This window comes from Novosphingobium sp. Chol11, assembly GCF_945870625.1.
Lineage (GTDB): Bacteria > Pseudomonadota > Alphaproteobacteria > Sphingomonadales > Sphingomonadaceae > Novosphingobium.
Window position 1 is genome coordinate 20030 of the sequence record NZ_CAMBTS010000018.1, and the last position, 15455, is coordinate 35484.

A 15455-nucleotide genomic window follows, 5' to 3' on the forward strand; every position below is an offset into this window, starting at 1 on the left:
CATGCGCCAAAATCATGGCGTCACGATCACAGATTGAAGTGTGGCGGGAATTGAACCCGATACCATTCAGGGATGCGCTGACCATTATGAACGCGCGCAACGCCGCGATTGCTAATGGCGGAGAGCGTGAGCTGCTGTGGCTGCTCGAGCATCCCGCAGTTTACACTGCCGGGACCAGCGCGGTGGCGACCGAACTGCTGGATCCACGCTTCGAAGTGGTCGAGGCTGGGCGCGGTGGACGCTACACCTATCATGGGCCCGGCCAGCGTATTGGCTATGTTTTGCTCAATCTGGCGCTTCGCAAGCGGGACGTACGCGGCTTTGTCAAAGCGCTGGAAGAATGGATGATCGGCACGCTGAGCGATTTCGGGGTGGCGGCGTGGCGCGCCGAAGGGCGCATCGGCATCTGGACTGAAGGCAAAGACGGACGCGAGGCGAAAATCGGCGCGATCGGCGTCCGCATCCGCCGCTGGGTGACCATGCATGGTTTTTCAGTGAACTTGACACCCGATCTGGATCATTTCAGCGGGATTATCCCATGCGGGATCGCAGCATTCGGCGTGACCAGTCTTGCCGACCTTGGCCATGATGTTGCGACGGAAGCATGGGATCAGGCGTTGCTTGCCCGAGCAGATGCATTTCTCGCCCAGATCGGCGGACCTGAGAGCTTTACCTAAACCGCACGGGATTTATGATGATTCGTACAATCGCGCTGATCGTCTTTGCGCTGGCCTTAGGCGGCTGTGAGAGAAGAGCAACGAACCTGTCAGCGGGCGCTGCGGGCAGCGAAGTTTTGCCCGGCAGCACCAGCGACGCGATGCTGGATACGAATCAGTCACGCGCGCAGGCCCCGCTCGTTGTGGTCAGACCTGTTGTCAATTCCTCAAGCCGAGGGGCAGAGTTCCCGATTTCAGACGACAGTGAGCCCTCAGACGCAAACACCAAGACCGAGCCAAACATCTCTGCCTCTAAGCCAGCCACCCCATCGAGCACGGCAGTTCCGCCAAAACCCAAACCGGCGGCACGATAAGGTAGCCGTCCTTCAGGCGGGAGTTTTCCCCGACTCTTCAGCCAAGGTCGGATAGTCGATGTAACCCGCTTCACCCGGAAAGTACCACGTTTGCGGCACACCCTTATTGGGCGCGAAATCTGCCCCAACTCTAATGCGCTCAACCAGATCAGGGTTTGAGATGAAAGGACGGCCAAAAGCGATCGCATCTGCGCGACCAGAGCTTACGTCTGCTTTTGCGCTTGCAGCGGTGTAATCGCTATTGAGCACCAGCGGTCCTGTGTAGATGTTGCGGATAAGCTGATCCTGCGCAGGAACATCGGTCGCGCCGAATGTGCCTACCGGTCCTGGCTGACGAAGCTCAACAAAGCCTACTTCCAGCTCCTGTAATACGCGCGCTGCTGCGGCGAAGAGAGTGGCTGGATCGCTGTCGTCCACTCCTTGCGAATCGCCATTGGGCGAAAGCCGGATCGAAACTCTGTCCGCACCCCAAATAGAAATGAGCCGTTCCATCACTTCGCGCATCAGACGCACTCGGTTTTCCGGGATGCCGCCATACTCGTCGTTGCGCAAGTTGGATGAATTGCGCAAGAATTGATCGATGAGATAGCCGTTTGCCCCGTGGAGCTGCACTCCGTCGAACCCTGCGCGTTTAGCATTTTCGCCGGCAAGGCCGTAGTCATCGATCAGACGGGGCATCTCATCGAGCCTCAAGGGACGCGCGATCGCAAATTCCTTTTTGCCTTCCGGCGTATGCGCTTCGCCCGGCGTCCGGGTAGCAGAGGCAGACACCGGCAATTCTCCGCCGAGATAATAGGGGTGCACAACACGGCCCATATGCCACAATTGCAGCACAATGCGGCCACCCGCTTCGTGCACCGCTTCGGTCACGGGCTTCCAAGCTTCGGTTTGTTCATCTGACCATATTCCCGGCGCGCTTGGCCATCCCGAACCTTCCGGACTGATGCCAGTCGCTTCGCTGATAATGAGCCCGGCGCTGGCCCGCTGCTGGTAATAGGTCTGCATGATCGCTGTAGGTACACCGCCCGGTGAGGCGCGTCCGCGCGTTAGCGGCGCCATCAGAATGCGATTGGGCGCTTTGATTGCGCCTAGATGGATTGGGGTAAATAGCGCATCGGACATGGACAAGTTTCCCGTTGGATGAAATTGACGATCAAACAAAGCACGCCCTATTGCCGGGTTGCCCTTTGAAACCGGACTAGGATGCCAGCTTAACGATGACAAGCATCCGCAACCGGGAGGCGCCCCGAGGCCCTACCATGCTTCATTTAGCCGGCTTGCTCGCTGGCAATTTTGCGCTCGCCATTGGGCCGTGGTTTGTCCGTCTGGCGGATAGCGGCCCAGTCTCGGCTGCGTTCTGGCGGCTGCTCTTGCCGCTGCCGCTGCTGGGCTGGCTAGCTTGGCGGGAACGCGAGCCACTGGCGGGCTTTGGGCGCGGCACTTGGGCGGCATTGGCGATTGCAGGGGCGGTCTTTGCGTTCGATTTAGCGAGCTGGCATTTGGGCATCGAACGCACCCGGCTGGGCAATGCCACAATGTTCGGCAATTCGGGCAGCCTGTTGCTGATGATCTGGGGCCTTTTTGTTGCGCGCCGGTCGCCGCGCTTGGCCGAATTGGCCGCAGTTCTGTTTGCCTTGACCGGGGCCTCGATCATGCTGGGACGTTCGCTTGAAATCGATCGCGCCACGCTGACCGGAGACTTGCTTTGCATTCTGGCGGGGCTGTTTTATGTCGCCTATCTGCTGCTCATAAAGCGCGCGCGGGAACAATTTGGAAGCTGGTCGCTGCTTTTTTACTCAACTGGCGCTGGAATTCCCGTGATGCTCGGGATCGCCATTCTGCTCGGTGAGCCGGTCTGGCCACATAATTGGGGACCGTTGATTGCGCTTGCGCTGGGTAGCCAAGTGATCGGCCAGGGCCTGCTGGTCTTCACATTGCGCCACTTTTCGGCGCTCGTTCTGGGAGTGGTGCTGCTCACCCAGCCAATCGTGGGTGTCATAGTCGGCTGGCTGGCATTTGGCGAGACAATGAGCGAGCTCGACTGGCTGGGCATGATCCTCGTCGCCGCAGCGCTTGTCCTGACGCGGCTTGGCGAGGGGCAAAAGGCCTAATCACGCAGGCTGATCGATCAGCTCGTTTCGGAGCTATCTCGGCTGATTGCAACGAGTTTCGACATTGCGTGTGGAAAAGCGGCAAATGACTGCTTGTTCAGCAGAATCCACACCGGTAATCGCTTAAGTTACACAGAGGCCGCAGTGAACGCGTTGCGACCTCGCTCCTTGCCCGACTTTCTGCCGTTCGAGTTTTCCCCACCATGGCCGCCTTTCCGCTCATTTCTCCCTCAATCCTCTCAGCAGACTTTGCGCGGCTGGGTGAGGAGGTTCGCGCGATTGATGCTGCTGGCGCGGATTGGATCCACCTTGACGTCATGGATGGCCACTTTGTTCCCAACATCACCATCGGCCCGGCCGTGGTCAAGGCGCTTCGACCACATTCAGCCAAGCCTTTTGATGTTCACCTTATGATTGCGCCGGTCGATCTTTACCTTCAGGCTTTCGCCGAGGCTGGGGCTGATGTGATTACCGTTCATCCCGAAGCCGGGCCGCACATCCACCGCACCCTGCAAGCGATCCGCGCGTTGGGTAAGAAGGCTGGTGTTGCGCTCAATCCGGGCACACCAGCCAAGATGCTGGACTACCTGATCGACGAGATCGACCTCGTTTTGGTAATGAGCGTGAACCCGGGCTTTGGCGGGCAAAGCTTCATCACCAGCCAGCTTCGCAAGATCGAGGCGATCCGGAAAGCAATAGAGAAAAGCGGGCGCGCAATTTACCTCGAAGTTGACGGCGGAGTCGATGCTTTAACGGCACGCCAGTGCGTCAACGCTGGCGCCGATGTGCTGGTGGCGGGCAGCGCGAGCTTTAAAGGCGGGCCCGAGCAATACCGCGCAAATATCACCGCGCTTAAAGGAGCTGTTTGAGCCGATGGAGCAACCCGGCCTCTTTCTCGCCAGCGGCAAGGCAAAATCTGGGCATAAGCCAGACAGCAAATCCCTCGCGTTTCGCAATCTTGGGGCAGAAACCGATCCTGAAACCACGCGCGCCATCCCGCTGGGCTCCGCCGCTGAGCCATTGGTTACATCTGGCCCCACCGCGCTCGCGTTAACGCCCAGCAAGAGCGGCACACTCCCCGAACCGCCTATGCTCGAAGCCGGGGTTATCGAGCCGGGAAGGGCGCTTGCCTTGGCGGATTTTTCGCCACCTGCTCTGGACGCGGGCGCGCGGTTGATCCGCTTGGCATATCAGTTGGGCCTGCCCGCCGCAGCATTTAATCCATTCCGCAAGCGTGCGCGTCCGCGCCTAACGGCGACAGTGACCAATCCGATCGCCGGAGATCCATCTTCTGGGATCGCTCTGCGCGCCGGGCACTTCCTGCTTCACGGGGCCAAGTCGCCGATCGCCGACACCGAGTTTTCCGGGCCCCGCCTTGCTCCGCAGTTTGAACGCCTCATTCATGGCTTCGGCTGGCTCGCCGATCTTGAGGCCTGCGCCCCACGAAATCAGGGCGCCTCAGTGGCAGAGCGCATTCTGGGTTTGTGGCTTGCGGCAAACAGTGCTCCCAACTCGACACCGGCATGGAATGTAGGCCATGTCGGCCACCGCTTGCTTGCGTGGCTGATCCACGCGCCTCTCTTGCTTTCCACGCCTGACCGGAAGGCGCGCAGTCAAACGCTCCACACCTATGAGGATACCGCCCGTTGGCTCGATCGCCACATCGGCAAGGCAGAAGACAAGCTTGCCGAAGTAGCGGGATGGAGCGCAATTATCGCAGCCGGATTATTGCTGGCGGATGGGCGCGCCCGGCAGCTTTACGGGGAAGCCGGGCTCATTCGTGCGCTTGGCGATCTCGTCGGCGATGATGGGGGGGTGCTCTCACGCAGTCCGCTGGGCCAGATGGAAGCGATAGCGCTGATTGTGCGCCTGAAGGCCTGCTATGCTGCTGTGCGGGCTCCTCTGCCTGTCCAACTTGAGACCATCCTCACCTTGCTTGTTCCACCACTTCTTGCGTTGCTCCACAGCGACGGCGGTCTTGGTTCCTGGCAAGGTACGGGTGCTGTTTCAGCAGACCGGGTCGAAGCTCTGATCAAGGCCAGCGGTGTTCGCACCCGGCCGCTGCGCGATGCGCGCCAATGGGGCTATCAGCGCGTCACGGCGGGCAAGGCAGTGCTTCAGATCGATGCGGCGCCGCCGCCGTTGTCGCGCCATGCAAGGGACGGCTGCGCATCAACCCTGGCTTTCGAATTTAGCCACGCGGCAGATCGAATCATCGTCAATTGTGGCGGCGCTGCGTTTGCAGGCGGCCTCATTCCGCTAAGGCTCGCGCAAGGTCTAAGAGCGACAGCCGCGCATTCGGCACTCGCCATCGACGATTTCAATTCGACCGCAGTTCTGATCAACGGCAAGCTAGGTTCGGGCGTATCGGAGGTAGAGGTCGATCGCCGGGCACTTGGCTCCGATGGAGGCGCGACGCGCGTGGAAGCCAGCCACAATGGCTACGTTGCGCGTTATGGACTTACACACCGCCGCATTCTGATTCTGCGCGATGACGGAGCTGAACTGCGGGGCGAGGATTTGCTTTTGCCTACCTCCCGGCGTGGGAAGCGCGGCATGATCGCTGTCGCCTTGCGCTTCCATCTGGGCCCGCATATCGAATTGGCGCAGGGGCACGATGGTTTGGGCGTTACGCTTGCGCTACCCGATGGCAGCCTGTGGCAGTTTCGCTCAGGCCGCGATCCAGTATCAGTCGAGGAAAGCCTTTGGGCCGACGGTCAGGGCAAGCCGCTCGGTACGCGCCAACTTGTCATTGCCTCCAAGATACCGCGCAGCGGCGAGAGTTTCTCGTGGTTGCTGAAGAAAATGCGATAGGATCAGAACCTTGGCGAATGTCCCCATCAAGCGGGCGCTGCTTTCAGTGTCCGAGAAGTCTGGCTTGGTCGATCTCGGCCAAGCGCTTTCGGCTCTGAACGTCGAGCTGATCTCGACCGGTGGCACCGCCAAAGCACTGCGCGACACGGGGCTCCAAGTGATCGACATCGCCGAATTGACCGGCTTTCCTGAGATGATGGACGGACGGGTTAAGACATTGCATCCCAAAGTGCACGGCGGGCTGCTCGCCGTGCGCGACGACCCGACGCACGCCGCAGCAATGGCCGAGCACGCAATTGGCCCTATCGATCTGGTTGTGGTCAATCTCTATCCGTTCGAGGCAACCGTGGCCAAGGGCGCGAGCCGCAATGAAGTGATCGAGAATATCGATATCGGCGGCCCATCGATGGTGCGCTCAGCGGCCAAGAATCATCGGTACGTGACAGTTTTAACTGATCCTGACGATTATCCGGCGCTGCTCGCAGAGCTCGAAGCTGGCGCAGGCGCGACAACTCTTGCATTTCGTCGCGGTATGGCTGCGAAGGCCTATGCTACCACCGCCGCTTATGACGCCGCGATCGCCCAGTGGTTCGCACGCGTCGACCAGCCCGAAAAGTTTCCGGCCTTGAGAACGATGCCCAGCCGCTTGGTTACCACGCTACGTTATGGCGAGAATCCGCATCAGCAGGCGGCGCTCTATGTGCCAACTGGGCCCGCAGTGCGCGGCATAGCGCAAGCATCTCAGGTTCAGGGCAGAGAACTTTCCTACAACAATTACAATGACGCCAATGCGGCTCTAGAGCTAGTTGCTGAAATTGGCACGGCTCAGCCCACGGTTGTGATTGTGAAGCACGCCAATCCGTGCGGCGTTGCAACTGCAGGCTCGCTGCTTGAAGCTTGGCAAGCTGCTTTGGCATGTGACCCGGTATCCGCATTTGGCGGCATCGTCGCGGTCAGCCACCCACTCGACGGCCCAACCGCCGGCGCTATCACAGAGATTTTCACCGAGGTGGTCGTCGCGCTAGGCGCAGATGCAGCTGCGCGCGAGATTTTTGCACGCAAAAAGAACTTGCGCCTAATGCTGGTCGAAGCGCTTCCCGATCCGCATCGCAGCGGCCAAACGGTTACAGTGATGGCCGGCGGCATGTTGGTGCAAGACCGCGACAATGGGCACGTTATGCCCGACATGCTCGCCTGTGTGACTCAGCGTCAGCCGACGGCGCAAGAGCTTAAGGATTGTATGTTTGCCTGGACCGTTGCTAAGCATGTCAAATCGAATGCCATTGTCTACGTCAAAGACGGTTGCACTGCAGGCATCGGCGCAGGACAGATGAACCGTCGCGATAGCGCGCGTATTGCAGGGGCAAAGGCACGCGAGGCGGCTGAAACCAACGGCTGGCCGCAACCGCGAACCATCGGGGCGGCTGTCGCGTCGGACGCCTTCTTTCCATTTGCCGATGGACTGATGGCGACGGTTGACGCGGGTGCAACTGCTGTGATTCAGCCGGGTGGCTCTATCCGCGATGACGAAGTCATCAAGGCCGCGAATGATGCGGGTCTTGCCATGCTCTTTACCGGAATGCGCCACTTTCGGCATTGACCCGAGGCTCAAACACCCCGGGTCAATGCCAAAGCCTGATGCAGAACTTCAACGATAAAAAACGTGATTGTCGACTTGCGCCATGCGAGCCTTGCCCCAGGAAGGGGACACGCGCGCAGCATGAAAGAACAATGCCCCTTCGACAGGGCTCTGCCACGCACCTTTATCGGCGATCAATGCGATCTTCACGGCGCGTTGCCATGCGGCACTGGCACGGTTGATCACCGGAATTGTCCCCCCGCGAACGAACGAGAACTGTGACCGTTGCAGCACGACGCCGCAGTAGGAAGCCGGAAAGCGGCCGGATCGCGCACGAGCCGCGATTACCCGGCCAACAGCAAGCTGGCCTGCAAGCGTCTCGCTCTTTGCTTCGAAGTAAATGGCGCTGGCCATGCATTGGATTTCGCGCGGCAACTTCACGGGTGCCTCAAATGCTGCAGCCATAGCTTCGAGCGAAGCGGCGCTTTCGGGCAAAGCTACGCCCTCAGGCTGAGACATTTCTGGCTGAGGAAGGGGCGTCTCTACCGCAGGGATTGCGCTGGTATCGCTGTGCGCGGTTACTACGGAAGCACCCGGGGCTTCCAAAACAGCAATCTGAAGGTCTTGTGCATGAGCACCGGAACCTCCGGCGCTTATCAGTGTTGTAACAATCGTGGCGAGCACGCAGACCGTGCTAGCAATTCGAAATTTTCGGCTCATTCATCTTCATCATTGGGCGGTGGTCGTCGGGTCAAGGCGCGATCGGGACCTCTAGACGCAGGCCTCGCCTACGTAAGTGTCCTGATCGAAGGCCCTGCCGTGTGCCCCCGTCTGCGTGCTAACGAAATCGGCTCCTTGCCCATTTACGCTGCCATCGCATGTTTGAGATTTTCGCGTTGATAGAGCACGCCAATTAAGTCAACCTATGGCCAGCTTGGTCAGCTCTGGTTCAAGATGAGCCGTTCGCCATCCGCGATGGTTAGTTCGACAATCCACAAGTCAGGATCCTGGGCGGCTCTTCTTTGCAGGTATAACTCAAATTCGCTGGCGTTGTCTGCATCTTGTTGCTTGGCTAGGGTCCAGCATCTGCTGCCATCTAGCTGAGGCATGCGCTCAAACACGCTTCCAACACTCTGATTATTCAGCAGAACCACGAGAATTGTGCCAACGTCGGTCTCGCCCTTCTTAAGCACCATGCCAAAGCCGCCCGCCGATTCGGTAAGGCGCAAAAGGCCCGAAACCTCGAGCTTAACCGGCAGGCGCGCCTCGCTCATCGGCAAACTGGCGCGGTCAGGCGGCGTCTCGGTCAATAACATTGACCAGCAAAGCATAAATCGCATCGGTATCGGGTGCTGAGACCAGCTTTTCGTGCATCCGTTCATCGCGCATCAAGCGCGAGATCGAAGCCAATGCTTGGAGGTGGGTGGCTCCGGCCTGTTCGGGCGAAAGCAAGCCGAACACGCAGTCCACCGGCATGCCATCGGCGGATGCGAAATCAACCGGCTGGGCTAGCCGGAAAAACACGGCCACTGGCCGAGCGATCCCATCGAGCCGAGCGTGGGGGATGGCAACACCGCGGCCGAAGCCTGTGCTGCCCAGCCGCTCACGGTCCTCGATCCGTTCAAGGACATGGCTTGCCTCCAGCATATAAACGGCCCCGAAACAATCTGCGAGCGCGGTGAGTATCTGCTGCTTGGTTTCCGCACGAATGATTCGCACAGCCAAAGGATCGATGGAAAAAAGAGCGGTCATGGAGCAAAAAACGCCGAAGTATGGGGAGCGGCAGAATTGTAGCTCGCGCAATGCGCTTGAATAGCTCGTCGCGCAAGCTTGGATTGTTTGTCTATGCCGGTGACAGCGCGATTCTCGGCCCAAAGGCAAAGGAGCAGTGGCTCACGATGCGGGCTCCACCCAACCGATCGAACCATCCCCGCGCCTATAGACCATGTTGTGAACCTCGGTTCGCGCATTTTTGAATAACAGCGCGTTAGTGTTGCGCAAATCGAGCATCATCACGGCGTCAGACACCGTAGCCGTAGGCACATCCACCCGGGTCTCTGCAATCACCAGCGGCGCTTCGGCGGGTTCTTCGGATTCGGCGTCTTCGATAACAAAGACGGTATATGCTGCCTCCTCTTCGCGCCGGGCATGGTCTGCCTGATCATGCCGCGCCGTTAGCCGACGCTTGTACCGGCGCAACTGCTTTTCGATTTTCTCTGCGGCCTGATCGAGCGCTATATGAGCATCCTGAGCTTCCCCGCTCCCCTTGAGGATCAGTCCTTGTGCAACATGGGTCACGATGTCGCAGCGAAACCCGCCATGAGGGGCTTTGCCCAGAGTGATATGCGAGGAAATTGCGCGCGAGAAGTACTTGTCCGCAATCGTCATCAAGCGTCCTTCGGCTTTGGCTTCGAAGGCTTCGCCGGTCTCGACCTGGTGGCCTGATACGCGAATTTCCATGGGATCAATCTCCTGCGCTAGGTAACGTAGTGGGCATCATCAGGGTCCGCATCAGCGCACAATTTGGTCAACGCGACCACAAGGCATTGCCAATCCCGGCCACGAATTCTGCATGCCGGGCTAGTTCAGAGGCATTTGCTGCATGTGGTCGCGGCGCCCGGTTCAGTTGGCTGGCGGGCCGCGCCGCGGATTGAGCCACGTTATCATGCTCGCCCGCTTGTTCCTCTGGCTCCGCGGCCAGTTCAAGTCCGATCTGCCGCCCGCCTGTCAGCTCAACATAAAGTTGTGCCAACAGTTCGGCATCGAGCAGAGCGCCGTGGCGAGTCCTATGACTGCGGTCAATTCCGTATCGAGAGCATAGGGCATCAAGGCTCAGCTTGGCACCGGGATGCTTGCGCCGCGCAAGAGCGACCGTGTCGACCATCCGGTCCCGGCTAACAGGCGCGAGGGCGCAGCGGGCCAATTCAGCATTTAGAAATCCGAAATCAAAACCGGCATTGTGTGCCACAAGCGGCGCATCACCCAGAAACTCGATCAATTCCGACGCGCGAGTGCGGAATAGCGGTTTGTCCGCAAGGAAGGCGATGGAAAGGCCGTGCACCGCTTCAGCGCCCGCCGGCATATCGCGCTCTGGATTGAAATAGGCATGAAAGGTGGCTCCGGTTGCTACCCGGTTGACCATTTCGATACAGCCGATTTCAACAACCCTATCGCCGCTTTGAGGGTCGAGCCCCGTTGTTTCAGTATCAAACACGATTTCGCGCATTCGCCATTATCTGGACCTGCGCGTCAGGCCTTGCAAGGTTTTAGCGTGCGTTTTCTTGCCTTATCGCACGGACAAGCGCGGCCACCGTCGCTCGAGTTTGGTCAATCGCTACACCGGTATCGATGACATAGTCCGCACGGGCGCGCTTTTCAGCATCGGGAACCTGAAGCTTGAGGATCTGAGAGAACTTTTCCGTGGTCATTCCGGCCCTTGCCAGCACACGCGCTTGTTGCATTTCAGGCGGGGCGGAGACGACCGCGACTGCATCCAGCCCTGCAGTATGGCCCTTTTCAAACAAGAGAGGAATATCGAATACGACCAGCGGCGCTCCGGCGTTTTCGTGCATAAAGGCCTCGCGCAACTTTCCAACGGCAGGATGAACGATGGCTTCAAGCCGCGCCAACGCTGCAGGGTCTGCGAATACCCGTGTGCCGAGCTCGTGGCGCAGAACGCCGCCGGGACCAGTGGTACCCGGGAATTCTGCCTCTATCATTGGAAGCAGCGCGCCCCCGGCACCTTGTAGCAGGTGCACGGCCGCATCGGCATCGAACACGGGCACGCTAAGATCGCGCAACATGGCCGCGACAGCGGATTTGCCCATGCCAATCGAACCGGTCAGGCCCAGAACGAAAGGACGGCTCATCCGCCGAGCATCGCGCGTAGGACGCCATCTTCGCCGCGCGGGGGCTTGACGCCAAAAAAACGTGCGAAGGCATGATCAGCCTGGCCCAGCAGCATCGCCAGCCCGTCGACGGTGCGAAATCCGGCACGCCGCGCGGTGTGCAGAAACTCTGTCTCAAGCGGCGTGGATACAATGTCATATACCACAGCGCCGGGCGGCGCATGGCTCCAGTCGAAAACCAGCGGCCGCTGACCAAGCATACCCAACGAACTGGCGTTCACGATGAGATCAAGGCAATGCTCGCGGTCATCGAACGCGAACTGTGTTTCTTGCGCAAAGTGCGCCAAGTCGATCGCGTGATGCTCGATTGCGCTGCCTTCCCTTAGGGGAGCAAGTTTATCAAGCAAGTCACGTGCCTTGGCGGAGTCGCGGCCTGCCAACACAATCACCATACCCTGCTCGGCCAGCGCTGCTACGATCGCTCTGGCGGCACCACCCGTGCCAAGAACGCGAGCCATACGAAAAAGATGCTTACGCGCCAACAGAGGTGCCAAAGGCTCCAGAAACCCTGGTGCATCTGTATTGTAACCTACGAGCTCGCCGCCCTGAGGTACGATGGTGTTGACCGCGCCAATGCGCGCAGCAAGTGGATCAAGCCTATCCAAATGCGCAATCACCGCTTGTTTGTGAGGCATGGTAACATTGCAGCCACGCCAACCAGCATCGGTTCGCCTCGACGCCAGATAATCCCCCAAGTCTTGAGGGGCGACATGATGCGCGCGGTAATCGGCATCAATTTCAAGCTGCTTTAGCCAGAAGCCATGAATCGCTGGCGATTTTGATTGCTGGATAGGATCGCCAATCACCTCGGCATAAGCCCGACTCATACTGCAAGCTCGCCGTGTTCACGCAGCGCTGACAAAACAGCCAGCAATGGCATCCCGAGTACGGTAAAATGGCTGCCTTCGATATCCTCGAAGAGTTGCACGCCCGCTGCCTCGATCCGAAAAACGCCGACGCAGGCTGACACTGCTGGCCACTCGCTATCCAGATACCGTTCAATGAACGTCTCAGACAATCGACGCACCCGCAGCTTCGCGAGCGCACAATGACGCCAAAGCGAGATGCCATCGCGGATTAAAACTGCAGCGCTGTGGAGATGCATCATCTGGCCGGAAAAGAACGAAAGGTGTTCTGCTGCTTGCTCCCGCGATACTGGTTTGTCGAACAGTCGCCCCGCTACTTCGACGAGCGAGTCCCCGCCAAGCACCAGTCTTCCCGGAGCACATATCGAAACACCGAGTGCTTTTGCTTCTGCAAGAATACCGGCAATTTCGCAGGCCGGTATGCCGATCAACTCTCGTTTGATCGCTGCCTCATCAACATCGCTTGTGCGCGCTTCAAATGACACCCCTGCTGCCAGCAACATTTCACGGCGCGACGCGCTTTGCGAGGCCAAAATAATCATAGAACGCTCAATCCCCCGTTGACGTCCAAGCCGGCCGCGACCCGTTCGTTGTAAAGGTTAATCACAGCCGCAGCAGTTTCCTCGATCGAGCGGCGGGTCACATCGATCACTGGCCAACCATTGTCGGCAAACATACGCCGCGCATATTGCACTTCGCGGCCAACCTGTTCGCTATCGACATAAGCTGTTTCCGGGGCCTGCATCAAGGAAAGCAATCGGTTTCGACGAACTTGGATCAGACGCTCGGGGCTGGTAGTCAGGCCTACAACCAAGGGCCGACGCAGATTAAACAACGAGTCTGGTGGCGGACTTTCAACAACAATAGGAATGTTGGCAACCTTATAGCCGCGATTTGCGAGGTAGATCGACGTCGGGGTCTTGGAACTGCGCGAGACACCTGCCAGCACGATGTCGGCCGCTTCCCAGTCTTCCCACGCTACGCCATCATCGTGTGCAATCGTGAAGTGGATAGCGTCGACCCTGCGGAAGTAGGCATCATCCATCGCGTGCTGCCGCCCGGGACGACCTTTGGCGGCGCGTCCAAGCTGCTGTTCGAGCGCACTGGTCACTGTGTCGAGCGCCGGCACACTCGGCAGCCCAAGCAAGGCACAACGTTCTTCGAGACGTTCCCTGGTCTCGGCGTTGACCAGAGTATAAAGCACCAATCCAGGGTTCGCCGCAATTTCGCCCATGATCCGGTCGAGATGTTGCTGTGAACGAACCATTGGCCAGAAATGCCGAACAACATCAGCATCATCGAACTGGGCGAGTGCCGCCTTGGCGATCATCTCAAGCGTTTCGCCCGTCGAATCCGACAGGAGGTGCAAGTGCAATCGTTGCATCAAGGCCTCAAACCTCACCCCGGGATGAGGCTGTGGAGAGGCTGATGATAAACCACGGGAGGAATCCGAGAACAAGTCTGGATCGGTTTTCTGCCCCCGACATGGTTCATCAAACTGTCTTGTTTCAAACAGGCGCTGAGAGTTACCCACAGGGGACAAAGAGCGGGGACAACTAGATCTTGCCTCGGCGGTAGGCTGAGTCTCGGCAGCAGTTTTTTGTGGAGAGTACCGGACAAATCAGGCAGATGCGCATCATCCTCGCTATCCACAGGACCATCTACCCTCATCAATCTTATCTAAAAGAGTCTTATTTAAGTGATTGGAACCGGACGACACATGACCAGCACCGCCTTCAAGCCTTTGCTCGAAACGCTAAATGGCGCCAATCTTGAACAGCGGCCAGTCTGGCTGATGCGACAAGCCGGGCGGTATCTGCCGGAGTATCGTGCGCTCCGTGCCGACAAAGGCGGCTTTCTCAATCTGGTTTACGACACCGATGCCGCCGCTGAAATCACCATCCAGCCGATCCGTCGATTTGGCTTTGATGGTGCCATCCTGTTCTCCGACATTCTGATCGTGCCATATGCGATGGGGCAAAATCTTGAATTTCTCGCAGGAGAGGGACCCAGGCTCTCGCCAAGGCTGCTGGATCAGGCGCTGGAGGGCCTGGTGGCGGTCCCTGAGCGACTTGAACCCATTTATTCAACGGTGGCCAAGGTCAAGGCGGCGCTCGCGCCAGAGACCACCCTAATGGGCTTTGCGGGAAGCCCTTGGACAGTCGCCACTTACATGGTGGCGGGCGAGGGAAGCCGCGACCATCACGAGACGCGTGCGTTGGCATATCGTGATCCCGGCATGTTCAGTGCAATCGTCGATGCGATCGGTGCCGTCACGGTGGAGTATCTGTGCGGGCAGGTGGATGCTGGGGCTGAAGGTTTGCAGCTTTTTGACAGCTGGTCCGGCAGCCTCGCTCCTGCCGAGTTTGAGCGGTGGGTGATCGAACCCAACGCTTGGATTACGTCCGAAATGAAGCGGCGGCATCCGCATATCCCGGTGATTGGTTTCCCCAAAGGGGCCGGCGAAAAACTGGTGGCCTATGCCGAGGGGACGGGGGTCGATGCCATCGGCATAGATGAGACCATTGATCCGGTTTGGGCAGCCCGCGCGTTGCCTTCAGGGTTGCCCGTCCAAGGCAATCTCGACCCGTTGCTTTTGCTGTCAGGCGGCGCTGAACTGGATCAGCAGGCGCGCCGTATCCTCGAAATCTTTGCTGATCGCCCCCATGTGTTCAATTTGGGGCACGGTATCGGCCAATTCACCCCCATCGCTCATGTCGAGCAGTTGTTGCGAACTGTGCGAGAATGGCGGCCATAGCAATTGGCTGGGTCCGCATGAGCTGCCGTAGGATGGTTTCTCCTACGCTATCTCTGCAGGTGAATTGGCCATACGGTTTGATTTCAGACGTTTCATATGCGCGAGTAACGCGTTAATGTGAAATTTATGCTTCAGGTACTCGCAATGATTTATCTTTGGATCAAGGCCGGACACGTTATCTTTGTCGTGTTCTGGATGGCAGGGCTCTTCATGTTGCCACGATTTTTCGTCTATCATCAAGAAGCTGCTCAGGGCTCTCCTGAGAACGCAGTGTGGATGGATCGTGAAGCTAAGCTCCTGAAAATCATCATGTGGCCTGCGCTGGTAGTGGTTTGGGTGCTTGGACTGGCATTGGCTGTCAGCGGCGAATGGGTTGGATCAGGCTGGCT

The 15455-nt window shown here is 58.7% G+C and carries 17 protein-coding genes; 7 read left to right on the forward strand and 10 right to left on the reverse strand.

All coding sequences use genetic code 11. From position 1 onward, the window contains the following. Positions 1 to 14: 14 nt before the first annotated feature. The gene (lipB, locus tag Q0O40_RS05150) at positions 15 to 677 is read left to right on the forward strand and encodes a lipoyl(octanoyl) transferase LipB (RefSeq protein ID WP_295527073.1); all 663 of its coding nucleotides are present in this window, start codon (positions 15 to 17) and stop codon (positions 675 to 677) included. Positions 678 to 1042: 365 nt separating this feature from the next. Here the strand turns inward: lipB and Q0O40_RS05155 are convergent, their stop codons facing one another. Continuing rightward, the gene (locus tag Q0O40_RS05155; RefSeq protein ID WP_295527075.1) at positions 1043 to 2152 is read right to left on the reverse strand and encodes an alkene reductase; all 1110 of its coding nucleotides are present in this window, start codon (positions 2150 to 2152) and stop codon (positions 1043 to 1045) included. Between the two features lie 137 nt (positions 2153 to 2289). Between Q0O40_RS05155 and Q0O40_RS05160 the strand changes: the two genes are divergently transcribed. The 4 genes from Q0O40_RS05160 to purH all read left to right on the forward strand — a co-directional run bounded on the left by Q0O40_RS05160 (position 2290) and on the right by purH (position 7555). Continuing rightward, entirely contained in the window at positions 2290 to 3141 is an 852-nt protein-coding gene (locus Q0O40_RS05160; RefSeq protein ID WP_295527077.1) for a DMT family transporter, read from the forward strand. Positions 3142 to 3344: 203 nt separating this feature from the next. After that, on the forward strand, positions 3345 to 4010 hold the full coding sequence (rpe, locus tag Q0O40_RS05165) for a ribulose-phosphate 3-epimerase (RefSeq protein WP_295527080.1): 666 nt from the start codon (positions 3345 to 3347) through the stop codon (positions 4008 to 4010). A 4-nt stretch (positions 4011 to 4014) separates the two neighbouring features. After that, positions 4015 to 5955, forward strand: coding sequence for a heparinase II/III family protein (locus Q0O40_RS05170; RefSeq protein WP_295527083.1), 1941 nt, complete (start codon positions 4015 to 4017; stop codon positions 5953 to 5955). A gap of 10 nt (positions 5956 to 5965) precedes the next feature. Then, a complete protein-coding gene (purH, locus tag Q0O40_RS05175; RefSeq protein WP_295527086.1) occupies positions 5966 to 7555 on the forward strand; it encodes a bifunctional phosphoribosylaminoimidazolecarboxamide formyltransferase/IMP cyclohydrolase in 1590 nt (529 codons plus the stop codon). Between the two features lie 48 nt (positions 7556 to 7603). Here the strand turns inward: purH and Q0O40_RS05180 are convergent, their stop codons facing one another. The 9 genes from Q0O40_RS05180 to Q0O40_RS05220 form a co-directional block, all read right to left on the reverse strand. After that, on the reverse strand, positions 7604 to 8254 hold the full coding sequence (locus tag Q0O40_RS05180) for a cell wall hydrolase (RefSeq protein WP_295527089.1): 651 nt from the start codon (positions 8252 to 8254) through the stop codon (positions 7604 to 7606). 218 nt (positions 8255 to 8472) lie between these two features. After that, positions 8473 to 8844, reverse strand: a complete 372-nt coding sequence (locus tag Q0O40_RS05185) for a DUF1491 family protein (protein ID WP_367183716.1) — start codon at positions 8842 to 8844, stop codon at positions 8473 to 8475. Then, the gene (locus Q0O40_RS05190; RefSeq protein ID WP_295527092.1) at positions 8825 to 9286 is read right to left on the reverse strand and encodes a PTS sugar transporter subunit IIA; all 462 of its coding nucleotides are present in this window, start codon (positions 9284 to 9286) and stop codon (positions 8825 to 8827) included. Before Q0O40_RS05190 ends, Q0O40_RS05185 begins: the two co-directional genes overlap by 20 nt. A 141-nt stretch (positions 9287 to 9427) precedes the next feature. Further along, positions 9428 to 9994, reverse strand: a complete 567-nt coding sequence (raiA, locus tag Q0O40_RS05195) for a ribosome-associated translation inhibitor RaiA (protein WP_295527095.1) — start codon at positions 9992 to 9994, stop codon at positions 9428 to 9430. Between the two features lie 67 nt (positions 9995 to 10061). Continuing rightward, the gene (gene dnaQ / locus Q0O40_RS05200; RefSeq protein ID WP_295527098.1) at positions 10062 to 10760 is read right to left on the reverse strand and encodes a DNA polymerase III subunit epsilon; all 699 of its coding nucleotides are present in this window, start codon (positions 10758 to 10760) and stop codon (positions 10062 to 10064) included. Between the two features lie 40 nt (positions 10761 to 10800). Continuing rightward, positions 10801 to 11403, reverse strand: coding sequence for a dephospho-CoA kinase (gene coaE, locus Q0O40_RS05205; protein WP_295527100.1), 603 nt, complete (start codon positions 11401 to 11403; stop codon positions 10801 to 10803). Then, positions 11400 to 12269: a shikimate dehydrogenase gene (aroE, locus tag Q0O40_RS05210; RefSeq protein WP_295527102.1), complete on the reverse strand. Its 870-nt coding sequence runs from the start codon at positions 12267 to 12269 to the stop codon at positions 11400 to 11402. The genes coaE and aroE overlap by 4 nt, the downstream gene beginning before the upstream one ends. Next, the gene (locus tag Q0O40_RS05215) at positions 12266 to 12850 is read right to left on the reverse strand and encodes a nucleoside triphosphate pyrophosphatase (protein WP_295527105.1); all 585 of its coding nucleotides are present in this window, start codon (positions 12848 to 12850) and stop codon (positions 12266 to 12268) included. The genes aroE and Q0O40_RS05215 overlap by 4 nt, the downstream gene beginning before the upstream one ends. Beyond that, positions 12847 to 13692: a pyruvate, water dikinase regulatory protein gene (locus Q0O40_RS05220; protein WP_295527107.1), complete on the reverse strand. Its 846-nt coding sequence runs from the start codon at positions 13690 to 13692 to the stop codon at positions 12847 to 12849. The genes Q0O40_RS05215 and Q0O40_RS05220 overlap by 4 nt, the downstream gene beginning before the upstream one ends. 336 nt (positions 13693 to 14028) lie before the next feature. Between Q0O40_RS05220 and hemE the strand changes: the two genes are divergently transcribed. After that, a complete protein-coding gene (gene hemE, locus Q0O40_RS05225; protein ID WP_295527110.1) occupies positions 14029 to 15066 on the forward strand; it encodes a uroporphyrinogen decarboxylase in 1038 nt (345 codons plus the stop codon). Between the two features lie 126 nt (positions 15067 to 15192). Further along, on the forward strand, positions 15193 to 15455 hold a 263-nt coding region (locus tag Q0O40_RS05230), incomplete at its 3' end, for a CopD family protein (RefSeq protein WP_295527118.1).

What these genes read in the sequence shown, in the direction of transcription:
- Q0O40_RS05220 (WP_295527107.1), bottom strand. Translation starts at nt 13,692, where the DNA reads ATGCAACGATTGCACTTGCACCTCCTGTCGGATTCGACGGGCGAAACG.
- hemE (WP_295527110.1), top strand. Translation starts at nt 14,029, where the DNA reads ATGACCAGCACCGCCTTCAAGCCTTTGCTCGAAACGCTAAATGGCGCC.
- Q0O40_RS05160 (WP_295527077.1), top strand. Translation starts at nt 2,290, where the DNA reads ATGCTTCATTTAGCCGGCTTGCTCGCTGGCAATTTTGCGCTCGCCATT.
- Q0O40_RS05215 (WP_295527105.1), bottom strand. Translation starts at nt 12,850, where the DNA reads ATGATTATTTTGGCCTCGCAAAGCGCGTCGCGCCGTGAAATGTTGCTG.
- lipB (WP_295527073.1), top strand. Translation starts at nt 15, where the DNA reads ATGGCGTCACGATCACAGATTGAAGTGTGGCGGGAATTGAACCCGATA.
- Q0O40_RS05180 (WP_295527089.1), bottom strand. Translation starts at nt 8,254, where the DNA reads ATGAGCCGAAAATTTCGAATTGCTAGCACGGTCTGCGTGCTCGCCACG.
- rpe (WP_295527080.1), top strand. Translation starts at nt 3,345, where the DNA reads ATGGCCGCCTTTCCGCTCATTTCTCCCTCAATCCTCTCAGCAGACTTT.
- Q0O40_RS05155 (WP_295527075.1), bottom strand. Translation starts at nt 2,152, where the DNA reads ATGTCCGATGCGCTATTTACCCCAATCCATCTAGGCGCAATCAAAGCG.
- coaE (WP_295527100.1), bottom strand. Translation starts at nt 11,403, where the DNA reads ATGAGCCGTCCTTTCGTTCTGGGCCTGACCGGTTCGATTGGCATGGGC.
- raiA (WP_295527095.1), bottom strand. Translation starts at nt 9,994, where the DNA reads ATGGAAATTCGCGTATCAGGCCACCAGGTCGAGACCGGCGAAGCCTTC.
- aroE (WP_295527102.1), bottom strand. Translation starts at nt 12,269, where the DNA reads ATGAGTCGGGCTTATGCCGAGGTGATTGGCGATCCTATCCAGCAATCA.
- Q0O40_RS05190 (WP_295527092.1), bottom strand. Translation starts at nt 9,286, where the DNA reads ATGACCGCTCTTTTTTCCATCGATCCTTTGGCTGTGCGAATCATTCGT.
- dnaQ (WP_295527098.1), bottom strand. Translation starts at nt 10,760, where the DNA reads ATGCGCGAAATCGTGTTTGATACTGAAACAACGGGGCTCGACCCTCAA.
- Q0O40_RS05170 (WP_295527083.1), top strand. Translation starts at nt 4,015, where the DNA reads ATGGAGCAACCCGGCCTCTTTCTCGCCAGCGGCAAGGCAAAATCTGGG.